This window comes from Alcaligenes sp. RM2 (assembly GCF_052931795.1).
The window spans coordinates 341,575-362,611 of record NZ_JBRFIO010000001.1 but is presented as its reverse complement, the minus strand read 5'-3'; the positions used below and the strand labels follow the sequence as shown (position 1 = coordinate 362,611).

General features: G+C 56.2%; 22 protein-coding genes. 6 read left to right on the top strand and 16 right to left on the bottom strand.

Annotation, left to right across the window (positions count from 1 at the left end; translation table 11 throughout):
* Positions 1-105: 105 nt before the first annotated feature.
* Entirely contained in the window at positions 106-825 is a 720-nt protein-coding gene (locus ACU6HM_RS01640; RefSeq protein ID WP_031232602.1) for a C40 family peptidase, read from the top strand.
* Positions 826-937: 112 nt separating this feature from the next.
* Here the strand turns inward: ACU6HM_RS01640 and ACU6HM_RS01635 are convergent, their stop codons facing one another.
* The 3 genes from ACU6HM_RS01635 to ACU6HM_RS01625 form a co-directional block, all read right to left on the bottom strand.
* Positions 938-1,285, bottom strand: a complete 348-nt coding sequence (locus ACU6HM_RS01635; RefSeq protein ID WP_259672468.1) for a DUF2325 domain-containing protein — start codon at positions 1,283-1,285, stop codon at positions 938-940.
* Between the two features lie 194 nt (positions 1,286-1,479).
* On the bottom strand, positions 1,480-2,430 hold the full coding sequence (locus tag ACU6HM_RS01630; RefSeq protein WP_009456554.1) for a CysB family HTH-type transcriptional regulator: 951 nt from the start codon (positions 2,428-2,430) through the stop codon (positions 1,480-1,482).
* Positions 2,431-2,516: 86 nt separating this feature from the next.
* On the bottom strand, positions 2,517-4,010 hold the full coding sequence (locus tag ACU6HM_RS01625; RefSeq protein WP_009456555.1) for a CoA-acylating methylmalonate-semialdehyde dehydrogenase: 1,494 nt from the start codon (positions 4,008-4,010) through the stop codon (positions 2,517-2,519).
* A gap of 165 nt (positions 4,011-4,175) precedes the next feature.
* Between ACU6HM_RS01625 and ACU6HM_RS01620 the strand changes: the two genes are divergently transcribed.
* Entirely contained in the window at positions 4,176-5,069 is an 894-nt protein-coding gene (locus ACU6HM_RS01620) for a LysR family transcriptional regulator (protein ID WP_009456556.1), read from the top strand.
* Positions 5,070-5,135: 66 nt separating this feature from the next.
* Here ACU6HM_RS01620 and lptF read toward each other — a convergent pair whose 3' ends face one another.
* Complete coding sequence (gene lptF / locus ACU6HM_RS01615) at positions 5,136-6,245, bottom strand: LPS export ABC transporter permease LptF (protein WP_446763276.1); 1,110 nt, start codon at positions 6,243-6,245, stop codon at positions 5,136-5,138.
* 56 nt (positions 6,246-6,301) lie between these two features.
* Between lptF and ACU6HM_RS01610 the strand changes: the two genes are divergently transcribed.
* From ACU6HM_RS01610 to epsC, 4 genes are all read left to right on the top strand, one after another.
* Positions 6,302-7,795: a leucyl aminopeptidase gene (locus tag ACU6HM_RS01610; protein WP_009456557.1), complete on the top strand. Its 1,494-nt coding sequence runs from the start codon at positions 6,302-6,304 to the stop codon at positions 7,793-7,795.
* A gap of 2 nt (positions 7,796-7,797) precedes the next feature.
* Positions 7,798-8,220 carry a DNA polymerase III subunit chi gene (locus tag ACU6HM_RS01605; protein ID WP_009456558.1) on the top strand — a complete coding sequence of 141 codons (423 nt, stop codon included), beginning with the start codon at positions 7,798-7,800 and terminating at the stop codon, positions 8,218-8,220.
* Positions 8,221-8,301: 81 nt separating this feature from the next.
* Positions 8,302-9,012: a Bax inhibitor-1/YccA family protein gene (locus ACU6HM_RS01600; RefSeq protein WP_254498977.1), complete on the top strand. Its 711-nt coding sequence runs from the start codon at positions 8,302-8,304 to the stop codon at positions 9,010-9,012.
* 266 nt (positions 9,013-9,278) lie between these two features.
* Positions 9,279-10,208, top strand: coding sequence for a serine O-acetyltransferase EpsC (epsC, locus tag ACU6HM_RS01595; protein ID WP_021446866.1), 930 nt, complete (start codon positions 9,279-9,281; stop codon positions 10,206-10,208).
* Positions 10,209-10,453: 245 nt separating this feature from the next.
* On the opposite strand, the gene rarD is transcribed toward epsC, so the two are convergent.
* From rarD to ACU6HM_RS01535, 12 genes are all read right to left on the bottom strand, one after another.
* On the bottom strand, positions 10,454-11,359 hold the full coding sequence (gene rarD / locus ACU6HM_RS01590) for an EamA family transporter RarD (RefSeq protein WP_250755912.1): 906 nt from the start codon (positions 11,357-11,359) through the stop codon (positions 10,454-10,456).
* Positions 11,356-11,961, bottom strand: a complete 606-nt coding sequence (locus ACU6HM_RS01585; protein ID WP_254498976.1) for a PIN domain-containing protein — start codon at positions 11,959-11,961, stop codon at positions 11,356-11,358. Before ACU6HM_RS01585 ends, rarD begins: the two co-directional genes overlap by 4 nt.
* 1 nt (position 11,962) lies before the next feature.
* Positions 11,963-12,553 carry a DNA repair protein RecO gene (gene recO / locus ACU6HM_RS01580; protein WP_026483095.1) on the bottom strand — a complete coding sequence of 197 codons (591 nt, stop codon included), beginning with the start codon at positions 12,551-12,553 and terminating at the stop codon, positions 11,963-11,965.
* Positions 12,546-13,436 carry a GTPase Era gene (gene era, locus ACU6HM_RS01575; protein ID WP_009456562.1) on the bottom strand — a complete coding sequence of 297 codons (891 nt, stop codon included), beginning with the start codon at positions 13,434-13,436 and terminating at the stop codon, positions 12,546-12,548. The genes recO and era overlap by 8 nt, the downstream gene beginning before the upstream one ends.
* Positions 13,433-14,191, bottom strand: a complete 759-nt coding sequence (gene rnc / locus ACU6HM_RS01570; protein ID WP_446763275.1) for a ribonuclease III — start codon at positions 14,189-14,191, stop codon at positions 13,433-13,435. Before rnc ends, era begins: the two co-directional genes overlap by 4 nt.
* Positions 14,191-15,075 (bottom strand): signal peptidase I, encoded by an 885-nt coding sequence (gene lepB, locus ACU6HM_RS01565; protein WP_009456564.1) that lies wholly within the window; start codon positions 15,073-15,075, stop codon positions 14,191-14,193. Before lepB ends, rnc begins: the two co-directional genes overlap by 1 nt.
* A 64-nt stretch (positions 15,076-15,139) precedes the next feature.
* Entirely contained in the window at positions 15,140-16,933 is a 1,794-nt protein-coding gene (gene lepA / locus ACU6HM_RS01560) for a translation elongation factor 4 (RefSeq protein ID WP_009456571.1), read from the bottom strand.
* Between the two features lie 243 nt (positions 16,934-17,176).
* Entirely contained in the window at positions 17,177-18,685 is a 1,509-nt protein-coding gene (locus ACU6HM_RS01555; RefSeq protein ID WP_009456573.1) for a DegQ family serine endoprotease, read from the bottom strand.
* Between the two features lie 24 nt (positions 18,686-18,709).
* Entirely contained in the window at positions 18,710-19,735 is a 1,026-nt protein-coding gene (locus ACU6HM_RS01550) for a MucB/RseB C-terminal domain-containing protein (protein ID WP_230940648.1), read from the bottom strand.
* Positions 19,732-20,229, bottom strand: coding sequence for a sigma-E factor negative regulatory protein (locus ACU6HM_RS01545; RefSeq protein WP_446763274.1), 498 nt, complete (start codon positions 20,227-20,229; stop codon positions 19,732-19,734). Before ACU6HM_RS01545 ends, ACU6HM_RS01550 begins: the two co-directional genes overlap by 4 nt.
* A 6-nt stretch (positions 20,230-20,235) precedes the next feature.
* Positions 20,236-20,838, bottom strand: a complete 603-nt coding sequence (rpoE, locus tag ACU6HM_RS01540) for an RNA polymerase sigma factor RpoE (RefSeq protein WP_009456579.1) — start codon at positions 20,836-20,838, stop codon at positions 20,236-20,238.
* Complete coding sequence (locus ACU6HM_RS01535) at positions 20,838-21,023, bottom strand: hypothetical protein (protein WP_235484275.1); 186 nt, start codon at positions 21,021-21,023, stop codon at positions 20,838-20,840. The genes rpoE and ACU6HM_RS01535 overlap by 1 nt, the downstream gene beginning before the upstream one ends.
* Between the last annotated feature and the right edge of the window lie 14 nt (positions 21,024-21,037).

Below are 21,037 nucleotides of genomic sequence, written 5' to 3'. Positions count from 1 at the left end.
TAGCCATACTTACAGCCCTGATACCCATCAATTGCTGCTAATTTCAGCAAAAATAGGCATCAAGGTTGTGCTGCTGCCCACCAAGTCCTTAAAAAAGCCCTGGTCATGCCGCCACATTACCTGAATCCACCCGCACTTTTGCACATTACCTATCGCAGCGCCAAGTATCTTTTGTTAGCCGGCGCGCTCGCTCTGACAGGGTGTGCCACCACTGGAACTCAACAGTCCAGCCAGAACAAAGATCGTGCAGAACTGGATCACGGCTATTACGCCGACTACGAATTCCAGACCGAGTCCGACCCGCTGGGTACATATCTAGCCAACCGCGCTCGTAACGACATCAATATTGCTTACAGCAGCGATCGTCGCCAAGGGCGCGCCGAAAGCCGCAGTAGCCAAGCTTCTTCCTCTACCCACGGCCTTGCCAACGCCGCCCTGGACTTCCTGGGCGTGAAGTACAGTTTTGGTGGCGATGCTCCCAGCACTGGCTTTGATTGCAGCGGTCTGGTGTCCTACGTGGCTGAAAAGTCCCTGGGTCTGAAGCTACCCCGCCAATCCAAGGACATTGCCAAAGAAGGCACTTCGGTTAACCGTAGCGAGCTGCGCAAAGGTGACCTGGTCTTCTTCAATACTCGTGGCGCTCGTTTCTCTCACGTAGGCATTTACCTGGGTGATGACAAATTTGTCCACGCCCCTCGCACTGGCGCTGTTGTCCGCGTCGAGAACATGGAAGTGGGTTACTGGAAAAAACGCTATAACGGCGCACGCCGTCTGGCGGCTGCCGATACGCAGCAGTCGGAAGCTCGTTTGCGTAGCGTCAAATAAGACCGCCCTGCTGCCAAACCGGCAGCACACAAAAAAGCCACTGTTTCATAACAGTGGCTTTTTTTTGATCTGTAAAGATTCCTTCTTTGCCCCAGTAAGTCATGCCGCCAATCTAGTGGCTCTTGGACTTACCGAGCGGACAAGATTCACAATAGCCGCATTGGGTTAAGGCTTGCTTCATGCTACAAACCGAGCGTCGGCAGGCAACTACTCGAATACCGGACTTCAAGGCAGCAGCCCGGAAGGTTTTCATGACGTTGTGACCCAGGAAGTCGGTCAGCAAAATCAGCAAATCGGTGCCGGAAGGCAACTGCAGGGTTTTTTTCTGGTGGGCTGGATCACGCCCGCTAATATGATGTTTGATCGAGATATTGTGGATCTTGAGCAAGTCGGGAATGTTCCCCAGACGGTCTGCTCCAACCACGACTGCACTGACGTATTGAGACACAGGAAGCTCCATTGGCTAAGAAAGTTGGATAATGATAATCATTCTTATTATCATAGTCAATTAAGTCGATAGCTTGTTTCAATTTTTACTTATAGCCTTTGACCATAAGCTCTCACCTGCCCTGCAAAACCACGCCGACTGCACAAACAATAAGGGCCACCGTGTAATCACGATGGCCCGTATTTCCAACTAAACAGCGGCTAGCTCTACAACGGGCCACCAGCTTGTTTCTCATCCAGAGCGCTCAGCACCACATCCCGGGTCAATTCCGGTGCCAGCATCTCCAGCAGTTCAAAAATATAGTCACGCAGGAAAGCCCCGGCTTTCACCGCCACCTTGGTGTGGTGTGCGCCAAACAAATGCCCCGCTGGCAGGCCCACCAGACCTTTGTCACGACGCGGATCGAACGCGATGCCTGCGATGATACCGATACCCAGACCGACATCAACGTAGGTTTTGATCACGTCAGCATCAATAGCTTCCAGCACAATATCCGGAGTGATGCCATGCTTGGCAAAGGCCTCGTCGATCGAACCTCGACCCGAGAAAGCATGGTCATAAGTCACGATGGGGTACTGCGCCAGGGTTTCAATGGACAGCTGCTTGTTGGCAGGCAGATCAGCCAGTGGATGATCCGGCGTCACCACCACCGTATGCTCCCAGGTGTAGACCGGCAAAGCGACCAGGCCCGGCGTCAATGCCAGGGTTTCGGTAGCGATGGCCACGTCAGCCTGCTCGTGTATCACCATCTGGGCCAGCACAGGCGGGCTGCCTTCAGCCAAGGACATATGGACCTTGGGAAAGCGACGGCGGAATTCAGGGATCACCTTGGGCAGCAAATATCGTGCCTGGGCGTGGGTACAAGCGATCACCAAGGTGCCTTCATCACGGCGGGCGAAGTCGTCGCTGACACGCTTGAGGTTGTCGATCTCGCGCATGATGCGGTCGATCACCTCGGCGACAGCTTCGCCCGGTCGGGTCAAGCCCTTAATGCGTTTTCCATGACGTTCAAAAATCTTGATGCCCAGTTCATCTTCAAACTCGATGATCGCTTTGGACACCCCCGGCTGGGAGGTATAGAGCGAGCGAGCGGCTTCAGTCAGATTGAAGTTACGTCGGATGGTCTCTCGGACAAAGCGGAATTGTTGAATATTCATATGTTAATAGCCCCAGGTACAGGGCTATTATATGTAATAAGGAACAGCTCGCTTATTGCATTAAGTTATATATATAGATTCAACAATTACGTCATGCTGATTGTTGTATTCATCGTATTGGCATGAGCTTGCCAGCGGGCCGTCACGGTTTTGGTCTGTGTCCAGAACTGAACGGCTTGTTTGCCGTTCGGACCCAGATCACCCAGCTTGGACGCACGCGAGCCAGTAAAACTGAACCAGGCCACCGGCACAGGGATAGGAATATTGATACCGATCTGGCCTACGTCAATACGGTTCTGGAAGTAGCGCGCATGGCCGCCGTCCTGGGTGAAGATGGACACGCCATTACCGTTGGGGTTGCGGTTGATGAACTGCACCGCCTCTTCCAGCGTATTGACACGCACAATGCACAGCACGGGTCCGAAGATTTCTTCTTCGTAAATGCGCATATCGGCTTTCACATCATTGAAGATGGTTGGGCCGACAAAGTTACCGCTTTCATAGCCAGGCACTTTCACGCCACGACCATCCAGCAAGAGACTGGCACCTTCCTGTACACCGGCTTCAATCAAGGATTCCACACGCTGGCGAGCACGCGGCGAGACCAAGGGGCCCAGATCGGCCTGACGGTCCGTACCTACGTTGACCTTCATGGTGGCAGCACGTTTGACCAGTTCATCAACCCACTCGCCAGTTTCGCCGACCATCACGGCTACCGAGATCGCCATGCAGCGCTGGCCGGCCGCGCCAAAAGCAGCGCCCAGCAATTGGTTGATCGCCACATCACGATCCGCATCAGGCATCACAATGCAGTGGTTCTTGGCGCCCATCATGGCTTGCGAGCGCTTGCCAGCTTCAGTGGCACGACGGTGAATTTCGGTGCCAACGGCCGTCGAACCAATAAAGGACACAGCCTTGACTTCAGGATGGGTCACCAGGGCATTGGCAATATCTGCACCGCCGTGGACCACGTTCAGCACTCCTGGAGGCAGGCCAGCTTCCAGAGCCAGTTCAGCCAGCATCAGACTGGCGCTAGGATCCTGCTCGGAAGGCTTGAGCACGAAGGTATTACCGCAAGCCACAGCCAGCGGGAACATGAAGCAGGGCAGCATCACCGGGAAGTTGAACGCGGTCACACCGGCACACACGCCCAAGGGCTGGATCAGGGTGTAGACATCAATACCGCCCGCAGCGTTTTCTGCGTATTCGCCCAATTGCATCGAAGCAATGGAACACGCGTATTCGATCACTTCCAGGCCGCGGCCTACTTCACCTTCAGCGTCAGGCATAGTCTTGCCGTGTTCACGCGAGATGGCTTCAGCCAGCTTGGCACTGTTTTCACGCACCAGACGCTGCAGATTCAGCATGACGCGCATGCGCGCGCCCTGGCTGGAATGGCGCCAGCTCTCATAAGCCTTGGCCGAGCTGGCAATAATGGTTTCCAGCTCTTCCATCGTGGCGTAAGGCACTTGGGCCACGACTTCCTGGGTGGCTGGATTGAGCACATCGTCCCAACGGGTGCTCTTGGATTGAACATGTTGTCCATCGATCAGCAAAGGTACACGAACCACTTCCGTCATAGCATGTCTCCAATGAATTGCTCAGGCGGCTAAGCCTTATTTGTTATCCCACTTGTATGAGGGTTCTCATCGAGTGTAGAAGCCTCAAGACCCGTTTACCATGTTGAAAAATGCACAGGAGCTGGGCATTTATGCACAAGTCTTTTTCAGGGCGGGCCCATCACGATGGACTGGGATAATCTGCGTTACTTTCTGGAAGTGGCCCGCTGCCAGCGTATCAGCGTTGCCGCTCAACGGCTGGGCGTTCAACACAGCACCGTGGCACGCCGTATCCAGGCGCTGGAGCAGGAGCTGGGCTTGCGGCTGTTCCACAAATCCACGGTCAGCGGCTATAGTCTGACCAGCGAAGGGCAGAATCTGCAGCAACGCATGGAGCCGGTAGAGAGCCGCTTGCTGGCGGCTCGCGATGCGATTACGGGCAAGGCCAGACCCTTGACCGGCAAGCTGCGCCTGGGCTGCACCGAAGCCTTTGGCAGCTATGTGCTGACGCCCTTGCTCAGCATTTTCCAGGCCCAATACCCAGAGCTGACCCTGGAGCTTTTGCCTGTACCCCGCCCTATCAGTCTGTCACGCCGGGATGCCGACTTGGCCATTGCACTGGAGCGCCCCCAACGCGGCCCTTACTGGTGTACGCGCCTGGCAGACTACAGCTTGCGGCTCTATGCCCATCAGGATTATTTGAACAGCCATCCGCCCATAGAAAGCGTGCAGGATTTGTCCCAGCATCGCTTTATTGCCTATGTGGATGATCTGGTGTTCAGCGACAGCCTGCGCTATCTGGAAGAAATCGTCAGATCCGCCGCCGTACGCTTTCGCAGCACCAGCGTGATTGCGCAGTACCAGGCCACCTTGCAGGGGCAAGGAATTGCCGTTCTGCCCTGCTTCCTGGCAAAAACCGATCCGCGCCTGCGTTGTGTTCTACCCGACCAGGTGGAATTGCGTCGACGCTTCTGGATGTTCTGTCATGAAGAGCAACGCCAGAACCCCAGCCTGACTCGGCTGTGGCACTTTCTGAAGCAGTCAGTGGAAGAGCGGCAGGATTTGCTGGATGGGGCTTGAGCCGCCAAACCGATCAAAAAGCCATTCGACAGGCACAAAAAGGGGGCTGGACGCCCCTTTTGCCGATCAGCTTACTGCTGGCGGTTTAGGTGCCTTGATGCGCAATTTACGCCACATCATGAAGAGCATGATCAGCAAGAAGATGGCATGAACCAGCCACAAACCGATTTCAAAACCCAATTGGCCATTACGAATCCAGCCGCGCGAGAGGTTGATCAGGTTCATATAGAGCAGACCTACCAGACCAGCCACCAGAATATTGCCTGAGCGTCCCATCCTGGGATTCACCGCTCCCAGAGGAATCGCCAGCAAGGCCAGATTCAGTGCCGCCAGGGGCAAAGCCAAGCGCCACATGATCTGTGAGCGCGCCTCGGCATCGTCATCACTGAGTAACAAGGTGGTTTGACGAGCCTTGATCTGCTGCTCGGCACGGGCGCGGATCGTTTCAGCGGTATTGCCTGCATCACGGCTCTCCAGACGCATGCCATAACTTTCAAAGTCCACCATACGGAATTCAGCCTGACCGGGCTTCAAGTCGTAGCGATGGCCTTCGCTCAAGACCAGAAAGCGATCGCCATTGGGCTGCTCTTCCATGCGGGCACTTTGCGCAGTCACAATGCTGAGCCACTGCGGGTCGATCACGCGGGCGATCACATTACCCAGCTCATCCCCTTCTTTTTCTGGGGAGTCGGCGTAAAACACACGGGCACCATCATCGGACTCGATAAACTGCCCGGCGGTCACCTTACTCAGGTCCGAGCGCTGCTCAAAACGCTGGCGGTACTCGGCAATCTGACGATAAGCCCATGGCGAAGCCTGCAAGGTCAGAACGGCAATCAGAATGGCAACCGGCACTGCACACTGCAAAACGGGCGTTACCCAGCTTTTCAAGGACAGGCCGCTGGCAAACCAGACCACCATTTCGGATTCCCGAAAGCTGCGCGTCACCGTAGTGAGCACGGCAATGAACAGGGAAACGGCCAGAATAATCGGCAAGGCGGTAATACTGGAAAAGGCGGCCAGACCCAGCACCACGTCAGGGCCAATCGTGCCATTGGCCGCTTCGCCTAACAAACGCACCAGAAGTACACTAAGCCACACAATCAGCAAAGTGGACAGTACAACGCCACTGTGACTTAAGATTTCGGATACCGCAGAGCGTTTAAATAGAGACATATGAGAATTTGCGAGATAATCGCAGGTACGATTTGCGACACACTGAGGATAGTTGAATGGAATTTAGCACACAGACATCCGCTTCTTTGCACCAAATTAAGACGGCCGCACTAGGCGTAGGCGTCTTTGCCGAGGGCATTCTAAGCCCCGCAGCGGAACTTATCGACCGCGCCAGCAACGGAGCTGTGAGCGCTGCTGTCAAAGCCGAGTTTAAAGGCAAGCCCAATACCCACCTGGTGCTGCGCAATCTGCCCGGTGTTAAGGCCGAACGCGTTATTTTAGTCGGCTTAGGCGCTCAAGAGGAATACAAAGCAGCAACTCATACGCAAGCCCAGGCCTGCCTTGCTTCTTACTGCCTGAAAGCAGACCTGAAAGAAGCCGTTTCGGCCCTGGCCAGCATTGATTGCAAAGGCACCACCTTGCGCAGCCGCGCTCAGGACGCTGCCGTGGCCGTATGCCGCGCCAGCTACCGCTACACCGCCACGTTCAGCAAGCCCGAACCTGCTCCCCAGCTGAGCCAGTTCCTGCTGTGGACGGCCCGCACCCAAGCCAGCGAAGCCAAGGCCGGTCTGGAGCAAGGTCAGGCCATTGGTAACGGCGTCAACCTGACTCGCTTGCTGGCCGACCTGCCCGGCAATATCTGCACTCCTACCTACCTGGGCAAAACCGCCAAGCAGTTGGCCAAGGAATTCAAGACGCTGAAGGCCGAAGTGCTGGAGCGCAAGCAGATCGAAGCCTTGAAGATGGGTTCGTTCCTGTCGGTGGCCAAGGGCTCGGATGAACCGCCTGCGTTCATCGTGCTGCGCCATACCCCCAACACCAAGACCAAACACGAGGACGGTCCTATCGTTCTGGTGGGTAAGGGCCTGACCTTCGACTCGGGCGGTATCTCCATCAAGCCAGCCGGCAATATGGACGAAATGAAGTACGACATGGGCGGTGCTGCCAGCGTTCTAGGCACCATGCGCGCCATTGCCGAACTGAACATCGACCGTGAAGTGATCGCTGTAGTGGCTTCTTGCGAGAACATGCCCAGCGGCCGCGCCAATAAACCGGGCGACGTCGTGACCAGCATGTCTGGCCAGACCATCGAGATCCTGAACACGGACGCCGAAGGCCGTCTGGTCCTGTGCGATGCCCTGACCTACGTCGAGCGCTTCAAACCCGCTGCCGTGATTGATATGGCCACCCTGACCGGCGCTTGCGTGGTCGCTCTGGGCCACGTCAACACCGGCCTGTTCTCGACCGACGACGACCTGGCTGATGAACTGATGCAAGCTGGCAAGCAAACGGGTGACACGGCATGGCGCATGCCCATGGACGACGCCTACCAGGAGCAACTGCGCTCGAACTTTGCTGATATGGCCAATATTGGTGGCCCACCAGCCGGTTCGGTAACCGCCGCCTGCTTCCTGTCCCGCTTCACCAAAGCGTACCGCTGGGCTCACCTGGACATCGCCGGCACTGCCTGGCGCAGCGGCAAGGACAAGGGCGCCACAGGCCGTCCCGTGCCTTTGCTGGTTCAGTACCTGCTTAATCAGTGTCGCTAAGCATGAGCCGCGTCGATTTCGCTTTCGGCGCGCCAGATCGCTTGCGTATGGCCTGCGAGGTCGTGCGCAAGCACTACGAGGCGGGCCGTCAGGTGGTGGTGTATCTTTCCGATGCCCGCCAACTGGCCCGTTTCGATCGCCTGCTCTGGGGTTTTGAATCCACGGCTTTTGTCCCGCACGTCGGTGTGGAAGACCCCTTGGCAGCCACCACCCCTGTTTTGTTGACCAGTGCCGCCCCCGTGCCCGCAGGTGAGCAAAGCTGGCTGTTGAATCTGGATGCCCAATGCCCGCCCGGTTTTGAACAATTCCCGCGTATATTGGAAATTGTCTCCGAACGGGAAGCTGACCGTACCCAGGCTCGCGAACGCTGGCGTGTGTACCAGGCACAGGGCTGCCAAGTGCATGCCCATAAACTGGGTGCTTGAATAATAAAGAAGATTCTTGATTATTCAGGTAGTTGTCAGTTATTCTTGACCACTGATCTCTCTGTATTCTAAGGACTCATCATGAGCGAATTTCGTCAATCAAGCTTGCCTGAGCATAACGGCACCCTGGGCGCCCAGTCGCTGATTGCTCGCAATCGCGTCCTGCGCAACACCTACTGGCTGCTGGCCCTGTCCATGATTCCCACCGTGCTGGGAGCCTTGCTGGGCCTGTCCTCCGGCATTAACCGGGTTATGGGCGCCAGCCCAGGCCTGAGCGCCATTGTTTTCCTGGTCGGTGCCTTTGGCCTGATGTTCCTGATCGAAAAGAACAAGAACAGCTCGCTGGGTGTCGCCCTGCTGATGGCCTTTACCTTCTTCATGGGTGTGATGCTGTCCCGTCTGCTGGGCTTTGTCCTGGGCATGGGTAATGGCGCACAACTGATCATGCTGGCCTTTGGCGGTACCGCTGCGGTCTTTGGCGCCATGGCAGCTATTGCCAGCACCACCAAGCGTGATTTCTCCGGCATGCAGAAATTCCTGTTTGTCGGTGCCGTTATCTTGCTGGTTGCGGCCTTGGCCAACATCTTCCTGCAACTGCCTGCGCTGATGCTGACCATCTCCGTGATGGCTATCGGTATCTTCTCGGCCTTCTTGCTGGTTGATCTGCAGCGCGTCATCAACGGTGGTGAAACCAACTACGTGTCAGCCACCCTGGCGATCTATCTGGACGTCTACAACATTTTCAGCAACCTGCTGGTGCTTTTAGGCGTGCTGGGCGGTAACCGCGAATAAGATCGCGAACCCCACACTCCCCAAGCCCCCTTTTCGAAGGGGGCTTTTTTTATTATCCGCACGCTCAAGCACTTTGGCTTGAAAACCTGACCATGCCCCTCATCTGCTTGGTCTTGCCCCAAGCTCATGGGGCCTTGAAGCGGCACGACCAGGCCTGAGCCATGGCAAAGGGAATCACCCTGACGCAGCGCCCTGTTTTTCGTGTCCTTGCTCAGACGCGCGGGTATAGTAAACCTTGTAGAAAATTTCCCCTTTGGAGAACACTGGTGGCAGTCTTTGAAACTCAACATATCGTCGACAATCTGCGCGGGGCCCGCGAAGAGTGGCGACAGGCGCATCAACGCTTGAACGAGCTTGAAGGCCAGGAATTTCCGTCGGTACAAGCTTTGATTCAAGTGACCGAACAGCTCAAAGGCATTCTGTTTCCCATGCGTCTGGGCAGCCCGGAGCTGCGTCGCGAGTATGAAGACCACTTTGTCGGCCACCACCTGGGCCAGGCGCTCAATACGCTGCTGCAACAGGCGCGTATCGAGCTGCAACGCGCTGCTCTGCTCCGTGGTGACAAGTACGATCGCGAAACCATTGAAGAGCAGGCACACAAGGCCATACAGGCTTTTGCCAACAAGCTGCCAGACCTGCGCCGCACCCTGGATCTGGACGTGGTCGCCGCCTATCAAGGCGACCCGGCTGCCCGCAATGTGGACGAGGTACTGCTGTGCTATCCCGGTCTGCTGGCCATGATCCATCACCGCATCGCCCATGCTCTGACCAATCTGGGACTGCCCCTGACGGCGCGCATTATTGCAGAACTGGCCCATAGTCAGACCGGTATTGATATTCACCCCGGCGCGCAAATTGATCACTCCTGTTTCATCGACCACGGCACCGGCGTTGTTATTGGCGAGACCGCCATCATCGGCAAGCGGGTTCGTATTTATCAGGCCGTCACCCTGGGTGCCAAGCGCTTTAGCAAGGACGAAAAAGGCTTGCTGCTGAAAGGCCAGCCACGTCACCCCATCGTGGAAGACGACGTGGTTATTTACGCGGGTGCCACGATTCTGGGCCGCGTCACGCTGGGTGCGGGCTCCACGATTGGTGGGAATGTCTGGATTACGGAAGACGTACCAGCGGGTTGTTCGGTGACCCAGGCAAATTTGTTGCGCAATCAACCTGACTGCCCGGAGAAACTGCGCTAAGCAGCCTGCTTATATCGCGCAGGACCCAGTCTGGTACGGCCCGGCCTATCTCCTCTAGAAGAGCCCCGTAGTAAAAAAACGACTCCTGTCATGTCCTTCCAAAAAGCATGGATAGCTATCCAACTTTGGAGAGGGTCTTTCAGGAGTCGTTTTCTATCGGAGTTCTACTTCATTCAGGAAGCCCCCAGAACGTCTGGGCAGACGCTAACTGCCCTTCGGCACTGGCTGGTACTAACTAGCAGAATTTACGCCTTGGGAGGCGGCACAGGGGGTCCGGGTCGCCACATTTTGATGAAACCTTCCATCGCCATCAAGGAAATGGCAATCCAGATCGGAATATAGGTCCACCACTGATTCGCGCTCATGGGCTCGTCCAGCAGCAAATACGCCACCCAGAACAAGAGCACCGGCTCCACATAACCCAGAATGCCAAACAAGGCCAAAGGCAACTGACGACTGGCAGACAGATAGCTGACCAGTGCAACGGAACTGATCAGGCCCAGAACCGGGACCTGCCAGATCAAGCGAGGCTGATCCGCGAACAGGCCCCACATCTGCGTGTCTTGAACAAAGAGCAGCCAGCAAGCTGGCAGGAACAAGAAGCTCAGATCAAACCAGAGTGAAGCCAGCGAGCCCAGACGCAGATAACGGCGCAGCATGAAATAAGGTGGATAACCCACAACCACCACCGCTGTCGCCCAGGAGACGCTCCCTACGCGGAACAGCTCGTGCAGCACACCCACGCCGGCCAATGCCACAGCAATCCACTGAATAGTGCTCAATCTGTCTTTGTAGATCACCCGCCCTACCAGCACCATCATCAGCGGCAAGAGGAAGTAGCCCAGGGACACGTCCAGCGCCATCTGGTGCAAAGGCGCCCAGACAAAAATCCAGAGCTGTACCCCGACCAGGGCTGCAGCCAGCAAGAGCAAGGCAAAATAGCGCCAATTACCGGGCCAGTGTCGCAGAACCCAACGTACCTCCCGCCAGCGTCGTGCGCGCGTGATCACCAAAGCCAAGGCAGGCAAGCCCAGCACAATGCGCCAGGCAAAAATCTGCTCGCCACTGAGCGGGTGCAAGACGGTAGCGTAGTAGTACAGGCAGGCAAATAAAGCGGAGGCCAGGACCGACAGCAATACACCTTGCTTCATGAGTGCGCCTCATCCATTTTCTGACGCCGCAAATAAGCCTGCCCCACACTGAACAAACGATCACGCTTTAACAAAGTATGCGTATTCAGTGCCTGCGCTTCGGGCGTCAGCATCAAAGCGGGCAAACCATCCAGCAAGCGCTGCATCACATCCGGATGAGCGGCCATGAGCAAACCCAAAAACTGATCCGGCTCCCACAGGCTGATTCCCAGACGTCGCAGCTCGGAACGATTAAAGTCTTTCAGATTACGGGTCAGGATTCCCACCGGCTGACCGGGATAACGCTGCTGTGCCAAACGGGCAGTGGCGATCACATGCCAGTCCTTGGCATCGGAGTAGCGCAAGTCCTTCTTGAACTCGCTGCTATCGCCTAAATCGGCTTCGGGGTAACGCTGTTGCAGCGCTTCCCACTGCTCCTCGATAGAGGTGGGCATGACTTTCCACAACCTGCCCGCATTACGCCGCCATTCGTCCCCGATCACCGGACTCCAGACAGGCTTGAACAACTGCTCGTCAGCCAGGGCCAGGAGCAGGCGGCGCAGTACGTTGGAGATCAGTACGCAGGTATCCAGAACCAGCACGGAAGGAAGGGAGACGGCCATATCAATAGCGTTGCAGCTGCATGAGAACGGAGCGGGTATGCAAGGGGCGACCCAGCAAGCTGTTCAGGCGTTCGCGCAAGCGTATGCGCAACTCCGGCTCGCCGACAGGATCGTCAAAGTCCGGCGTGGCTTCATCAAAGCCATAGCCGGTTTCGGTCAGCAGCACCCACTCAAAGCGCCGCAAGGCCCCCGCCACGGGTGGACGAGGAATCTGGGCCAAGTGCACCAGAGCCTCTTCGTAGGCATCGAACAGAACAGGATGTGGGTCTTCACGCGGCAACAAACGAATCAGCAATTCGTTCATGTACCAGGCCGACATCAGGGCACGACCTTTCAAGGGGCGAATCCCGGCGCAGTCCGCCCGTGTCAGCGTTTTGACTTCATTCTTGCCCGACCAGGCCAATAACAAAGGCTGAAACACAGACAAAGCAGGCCGCAAAATGGAATGCGGCCTTTTAGCGCCTTTCGCGACCAGGGGCACCAGCCCGTGGTTACGCGTAAAGGCATGACAGATCAGGGACGTTTCACGCCAGGCACTGGTGTGCAGTATGTAGCCCGCTTCGTCCTGAAAGCGATGACGGGGATTACTCATACCCCAGGTCGCGCAGGACCGCTTCACGATCGGACCAGCCCTTGCGCACCTTGATATACACATCCAGGAACACAGGCTTGTCGATCAGCTTGGCAATATCTTGGCGAGCCTCGGTTGCAATGCGCTTCATGTGCATGCCACCCGCTCCCAACAGAATCGGACGGTGGCTTTCACGCTCCACCACCACGCATGCCGAAATACGCGCGCCCTGCTCGTTCTCGTCCCATTGTTCGATAACCACGGTACACCCGTACGGCAGCTCGTCACCCACCAGGCGGAAGATCTTCTCGCGCAGCAGCTCCGAGGTAATGAAGCGCACCGAGCGGTCGGTAATGGTGTCAGCGTCAAACATGGCCTCGCCTTCAGGCAGGCGGGAGGCGATCTCGTTCAGCAAAGGGTCCAGTTGCAGACGCTTGGCAGCACTGACCGGAATCACGGCACCATAGTCGAATTCCTGCGACAGGCGGGCGATATAGGGCAGCAAGTCATTCTTGCTTTTCAAGGCATCCACCTTGTTGATGACCAGAATGGTCTTGCCACCTTTAGGCAGCATGGGCAGCAATTCGGCGTCCGAAGCGGACCACTTGCCGGCTTCGACCACATGCACCACCACGTCCACATCGGCCAGGGCCTGGGTCACGACGCGGTTCATCATGCGGTTCATGGCCCCACCGTGCTTGGTCTGAAAACCGGGGGTGTCCACAAACACCATTTGATCGTGATCACGCGTCAGCACACTGTTGATGCGGTGACGCGTGGTCTGCGCCTTGCGCGACACGATCGAAATCTTGCTGCCGATCAGGGCATTGGCCAGCGTGGACTTGCCGACATTCGGTCGTCCAACAATAGCCACGAAGCCGCAGCGAAAAGGGGTCTCTGTCATTCTGTTTCCTGCGACACTGCCACAGGCAGTGTCAATTGTGAGGGGCGACGATGGCGACTGGCGCGCGTCGTCTTGGCTGGAAATTCAGCTTCTAAAATAGCAATGGCCTGCGTAGCGGCGGCTTGTTCAGCCGCACGACGGCTGCTGCCACTGGCACGAACATGGATGTTGAGCTTGGCGATCGTGCATTCGATATCGAAGAGCTGATCGTGGGCTGCGCCATGGGTGGCCACCACGGTATACACCGGCAAATCCAGCTTGCGACCTTGCAGCAGCTCCTGCAGCAAGGTCTTGGGATCTTTCCCCAAGGTTTTGGGGTCCACATCTACCAGCATGGGCTCATAGAGCTGGGTGATGACGGTTTGGGCTTGCGTAAAGCCCGCGTCCAGAAAGACAGCGCCAAAAATGGCTTCCAGCGCGTCTGCCAGAATGGAGGGACGACGGAAACCACCGCTTTTCAGCTCCCCTTCCCCCAGACGCAAATAATCCGACAAACCCAGACGAGTAGCAATTTCCGCCAGAGCGACCTGTTTGACCAGATTCGCTCGCAGGCGGGACAGATCGCCTTCATCAATGCGTTGGAAACGGTCGAACAACAAGGCCGCAACCGTGAAGTTCAAGACCGAATCCCCCAGGAACTCCAGCCGCTCGTTATGGCGAGCGCTGTGGCTACGATGGGTCAAGGCCTGCTCAAGCAGGCCTGTGTCTTTGAAGGAGTAGCCGATAGCGGCTTCAAGCAAAGCAAGACGTTTCATTAATGGAAGCGACCTATACGGCTAAGTTCGCGGAAATTCATCCAGATAAAGAAGGCGCGTCCCACAATATTCTCATCGGGCACAAAGCCCCAATAACGACTGTCCAGACTATTGTCGCGATTGTCTCCCATGACGAAGTAATTACCTTCGGGCACCACACAAGAGATACCGTTGGAGAAATACTCACAGGAGTCGCGGTTGGGGAACGCCACGATAGGCATCAAACCCTGAGGCTGAGTCTTGTTCAGCAAGATATTGTGCTGCACCTTGCCCAGCTCTTCCAGATAGCGCCCAATGTAGGCGGAGCGATCCGGTTCGTAGTAATCGCCACTGCGCACTTGGGTAATGACTTGACCATTCACGGACAGCACCTTGTCGCGGTACTCCACGCGGTCACCGGGCACACCAACCACACGCTTGATGTAATCCACAGTGGTATCAACGGGATAGCGGAACACAATCACATCGCCACGCTCGGGATGGCCCAAAGGCACAACCTTGGTACCACTGACAGGCAGGCGAATGCCGTACTCGTATTTGTTCACCAGAATCAAATCGCCATTTTTCAGCGTGGGCAACATGGAGCCCGACGGAATGCGAAAAGGCTCGATGATAAAAGAGCGCAATACAAACACGAACAGAATGACTGGGAAAAAACTGACGCCATACTCAATCCACCACGGCATACGGTTGGCCTGGTCATAAGCGTCCTGGCGCAGTTGCTGCAAGTGCTCGGGGTCTTGAGCTGCCGTTTCCGGTACCGCCTGCATCGCGGCCTGCGCACGCGCCAGACGGCGCGAGCGCAGGGAGAAACGATCCAAAAACCAGATTGCGCCGGTCAATATCAGCAGTACAAACAAAATCAGAGCGAAATCCCAGCTCATCGGTTTCCTTTAAAGAAATTAAAGCAGTCCTGGCTGTGGTCGGCTTGAGCTGCCGACCAGAGCATTACTTATCCTCGACCTGCAAAATTGCCAAAAAGGCTTCCTGCGGAATTTCCACGTTCCCAACTTGCTTCATCCGCTTCTTACCGGCTTTTTGCTTCTCAAGCAGCTTTTTCTTACGAGAAATATCGCCGCCATAACACTTGGCCAGCACGTTCTTGCGCAATGCCTTGACGTTTTCGCGAGAAATAACTTCGGCGCCAATGGCAGCCTGAATCGCAATATCAAACATCTGCCGCGGAATCAGAGAGCGCATCTTGGCGACCACTTCGCGTCCACGGTAACGGGCGTTGCTACGGTGCACAATCATGGACAGGGCATCAACCCGGTCGCCGTTGATCAGGATATCAACCTTGACCACATCGGCCGAACGGTATTCCTTGAACTCGTAGTCCATGGAAGCGTAGCCGCGCGATACCGATTTGAGTCGGTCAAAGAAGTCCAGCACGATCTCGGCCAGAGGCATCTCATAGACCAGGTTCACCTGACGGCCATGATAGGTCATATTTAACTGCAAACCGCGCTTGGCTGTACACAGGGTCATGACCGGGCCTACGTATTCCTGCGGCATTAGCAGCGAAACCACAACAATAGGCTCGCGTACGTCTTCGATATGGGCCACTTCCGGCATGCGGGAAGGGCTTTCAATCATCAAGACTTCGCCGTCACGACGCTCGACCTCGTACACCACCGACGGTGCGGTGGTGATGATATCCATGTCGAATTCGCGCTCCAGACGCTCCTGGACGATTTCCATATGAAGCAGGCCCAGGAAGCCGCAACGGAAACCAAAACCCAGCGCCTGGGACACTTCGGGCTCGAACATCAGGGACGAGTCGTTCAGCTTGAGCTTTTCCAGAGAGTCGCGCAGCTGGTCGTACTCACTGCTTTCCACCGGGTACAAACCGGCAAACACCTGAGGCTTCACTTCCTTGAAGCCCGGCAAGGCTTTTTCAGCCGGTTTGCCGGCCAGAGTGATGGTGTCACCAACCTTGGCGTGTTCCAGCTCTTTAATGCCGGCAATAATGAAACCCACCTCGCCTGCAGACAGATGAGGACGGTTTTCAGACTTGGGGGTAAAGACACCGATATGCTCGACCAGGTGCGTCGCACGGGTGGCCATCAGCAGAATTTTTTCCTTGGGCTTGAGCACACCGTTGACGATGCGCACCAGCATGACCACGCCCACGTAGTTGTCAAACCAGGAGTCAATGATCAGGGCTTGCAAGGGAGCAGTCGGATCACCCACTGGCGGCGGAACACGCGCCACGATGGTTTCCAGAATCTCGTCGATACCCAGGCCGGTTTTCGCACTGGCGGCAATTGCGTCACTGGCATCAATGCCAATCACGTCTTCCACTTCCTGGCGAGCGGCATCCGGGTCAGCCGAAGGCAAGTCCATTTTGTTGAGCACTGGAATCACTTCCACGCCCTGATCCAAAGCGGTATAGCAGTTGGCTACAGTCTGCGCTTCCACACCTTGGGAAGCGTCCACGACCAGCAAGGCACCTTCACAGGCCGACAAGGAACGGCTGACTTCATAGGAGAAGTCAACGTGGCCGGGGGTGTCGATCAGGTTCAGGTTGTATACCTTGCCATCCTGAGCCTTGTAGTGCAAAGCGGCGGTCTGGGCCTTAATCGTGATGCCACGCTCTTTCTCGATGTCCATCGAATCCAGAACCTGGGTCGACATCTCGCGGTCGGCCAGGCCACCACAGCGTTGGATCAGGCGGTCAGCCAAGGTCGATTTGCCATGATCGATGTGGGCAATAATAGAGAAATTGCGGATGTGATCCATAAACCCGTTAATAAACAAAGAAAATGTTGAGGCGCAATGCCAGAGAGACGGCACAAGAAAGGGGCGCACATGACGCCCCTTTTCAGTCCACGCGCCGAAAACGCAAGACCCGTCCTGTCAGACGGGCGCACGTGGAGCCAGTATCCATTCGGGGCAAACTGCCCCCGCGAATAGCGGCGGAAAAACTCCGGCCCCTGGCCGGAGTTCATCAATGACTACCATTTTAGCCGTTTTACAGAATTTTTATTTCGATGGCGTAATCAAAACCCATTGCGACTGCCCTGCACGCAGGACCAGCAAGGCTGCTGCTTTGGATTTATCCAAGGAAGCCACCATTTTAGCGTATTGATCCGGCGTCCCTACGTCTTTATCGTTGACACGCAAAATCAGGTCACCAGGCTGCAGACCGGCTTCGCTGGCAGGGGCCGTGGCCTCTGTTACCTGAACCGCACTTTCAACGCCCAAACGCTTCAGATCAGCAGCAGGAACTGCCGTCACTTTCAAGCCAAAGGCATCGGCCGTGCTGGCAGCAGAACTGTCTTTCTCGTCCTTGGCGGCAGCAGTTGGGCTGCTGGAAGGCATTTCTTCGACATCAATCTTGATGGTCTGCAACTTGCCCTTGCGCCAGATTTCCAGTGTGGAGCTTTGACCTGGTTTGGTGCTTCCCACAATACGGGGCAAGTCTGTCATTTGATCAATGGTGCGACCGTTGAACTTCAGGATCACGTCGCCAGACTGAATACCGGCCTTGGCGGCAGGACCGCCCTCTTCCACGCTGCTGACCAAGGCTCCCTTGCTGTCTTTCAGACCCAGTGCGGTAGCGACATCATCGGCTACCGGAGTGATCTGCACACCGATACGACCGCGAGTCACCTTGCCGTCAGACTTGAGCTGCTCGACCACATTCATGGCTTCGTCGATAGGAATGGCCAGGGAAATACCCATGAAGCCACCGCTACGCGAAATGATCTGGGAGTTCACACCCACTACTTCACCATTCAGATTGATCAGCGGACCACCGGAGTTACCAGGGTTCACAGCCACGTCGGTCTGAATGAAAGGCAGGTAATCGCCGGTTTCACGGTTGATGGCGCTGACAATCCCGGAGGTCACGGTGGATTCCAGACCGAAGGGCGAGCCAATAGCCAGAACCCACTGTCCTTTCTTGAGCTGCTTGGAATCACCGATCACCATGGGCTTCAGGTCTTTGGCTTCGATCTTGATCAGGGCCACGTCGGTGCGCTCGTCCGTCCCGATGATCTTGGCTGGATATTCCTTGCCGTTGCTCAGCGTGACGAAAATGCCATTGGAGTCGGCCACCACATGGTTATTGGTCAGGATGTAGCCGTCAGCAGAGATGATGAAACCCGAACCCACACCACGTGGCACTGTGCGCTCTTGAGGCTGCTGGCCTTCATTGCCACCGCCACGAGGGCGCTGCGGCGCCATGCCGGGCGGCATGAAATCGGGCCCAAAGAACCAGCGGAACATATCATAAGGATCCGAACCCGGACCCATGGCGGGGGAGCGCACCCGGACGGCCTCGGTGGTACGGATATTGACTACTCCATCCTCGGTCTTGGCAACAACGCCAGTAAAGTCAGGCAGCCCCAGCGTCGTGCTCTGGACTTGCTCGGTTGTCGTGACAGGCTGAGCCTGCGCGTAGGCCATAGGCGCACCCGCCGCCAGCATCACGGCCGCCGTCAAGGCCGAGAGAACAGGAATACGCATTTTTTGACTCGATTTTTCCATTCAAAGACTCCTGGTGGACGATAGTCAATGTGTCCGGGATAGAGGGGTGAACTGGGTACCTTCCAGCAAGGCGCGCAAGGTCTGTACAGGTACGGCACCCGTGCTGGTCAAAACATAATCATTAATGCGACTGCGGTACATATTCATGGAGCCACGGTGAAAGGCACCCAGGCTGTTTTCTTCTGCTTCAGGGGTCCCTACCTTCTCCAGAAACACGGAAATGGCAGCCAGACCATCAGACAACATCAAATGGGTAACCTGACGCCCCGCACGCATGGGCCGGAGCATTTCGGACCGCAAGGTAAAACCGGCAGGCATGGCCAGATGCCAACCCAGCTCGTTCAAATCTATTTTTCGTACTTCGGGTTCGACCACTTCCCACTTGCTGGGGTTCCAACTGGTACGCAGTTCCTGCAAATCCACCTGCTCGCCAAAGGCAACAGAGGCAAAAGCGATCTGATCCACTACCTCTTGTTGTGGGTCCAGAGTCTGCATTTTCAATAGCAAATGATGATCGGTATCGGCACACACGCGGTAGCCGTAACGCTGATCATCCTTGGGAACCAGCTCGATCAGGTCGCAAGGGCGACCGGCCACGCGCTCGCGCGATGGCAAGCGGCGCATATCGTAAAAATTGGGTAATTGGCTGACATCACCAACCAGAAAACTGGGAAAGCGTTCGTTTTCACGACGCTCGATCACCACCATTTTCTTTTCGGGAATCAGGCATTGGGTGACTTCGTTCTGACGCAGAAACTCGCGCGGCTCGCCGTCCAGAATCTCCAGACGCTCGCGCTCGCCGGTACCATCAATAATGTGGACCAGTTTCATGGACTGGCTGGCCTGATCCTGGGTGTAAATAATGACCCCGGAATAATCCAGGTCACGCGCCGCTTTATGGACTTTCTGCAACCAGGGCAGATCCAGGGGCTCCAGCCCGCTGGCATCCTGAGCCAGTACAGGTGTGCACAGCACCGCCAGAGAAAGGGCAAACAAGCCCTTATAGAGACGCGCCAAGCCCATCTGCGACGGCATACGTACAGACCTCATTGACCCAGGGCTCCACTTTCAAAGGAAACATGGCGTACCGGACCGGCACCAACAAAGTCGCGGTGCAAATCCGCGTAATCATTCCAGAGCTGATCATCCTGGGCGCTGGCCACCAGCGTGCCTGGCACGGAGTTCACCCCCATATACGGCAGGCCTACCCACAAGGCGGCAGCCACGGCAGCCACCACGGCCAGGCCGCTGACACCATAGCGCTGCACCAAGGGTCGTTTCATGGCATTCGGGGCGAGCACGGTAGGCTCTTCGTCAATTGCTTTGGACAGACGCGCGTAAAAGCGATCCGACGTACGGATCGCCAGCGCATCGGTACGCATGACGTCACCAATCAAATGGTAGGTATCCCAGACTTGACGCCCGTAGGGGGAGTCCAGTTCCTCGGGGCGTATTTCAGCCTCGCCATCCACCCAGGAAGACACGGCGGCCTCCCAGGCATTGAGTTGATCATCATCGGAATGGGATTTCAGGGCTTGCATCATCAATCCTTACCACCGTCGTTCACTATCTTCACCATCGAGTATGGGACGCAATTGCGCAGCAATGGCGTCACGGGCTCGAAAGATGCGTGAGCGTACAGTTCCTATAGGGCAGTCCATGGTCTGAGCAATATCTTCGTAGCTCATACCTTCTATTTCACGTAGCACGATAGCCGTCCGCAACTCTTCGGGCAGTGCCTGGATCGCTGTATTTACCGTTTCAGCAATCTGGCGACTGACCATCATCGATTCTGGCGTGCTTATATCGCTTAGGTTGTCGATTCGGTCAAAAGTTTCACCTTCTTCAGTTTCGACGTTCTGCAAAGTATTGGGACGTCGGGCGGCCGAGGCCTGCCAGTTACGGGCCGTGTTGATCGCAATGCGGTACAGCCAGGTGTAAAAAGCACTCTCGCCCCGGAACTGGGGAAGAGCTCGGTACGCTTTGATGAAGGTTTCCTGAGCCACGTCCTCGACTTCAGACGGGTCACGTACCATGCGGCTGAGCAGACGCATGATCTTGCGCTGGTACTTCAGTACCAGCAGGTCAAAGGCTCGCTTATCCCCACGCTGAACACGTGCAACTAGTTCGGCATCGGTATCGCGTTCACTCATTAAGAATCCTTATTCTGAGCACGGACCTGATGAGACAGTCGGTTGGCACATAAAGACAAGGCCCACCAGTCCTGCTGCGACTGGGCGCGGCGCCATACGGTCACGGTACGGCAAGCCTTGGAGCAATCACGGCGCAAACGCAAGGTCATGAACCAGGCACAACGCCAGATCTGCTCTATTTGCACGGACTCCTTTGCAG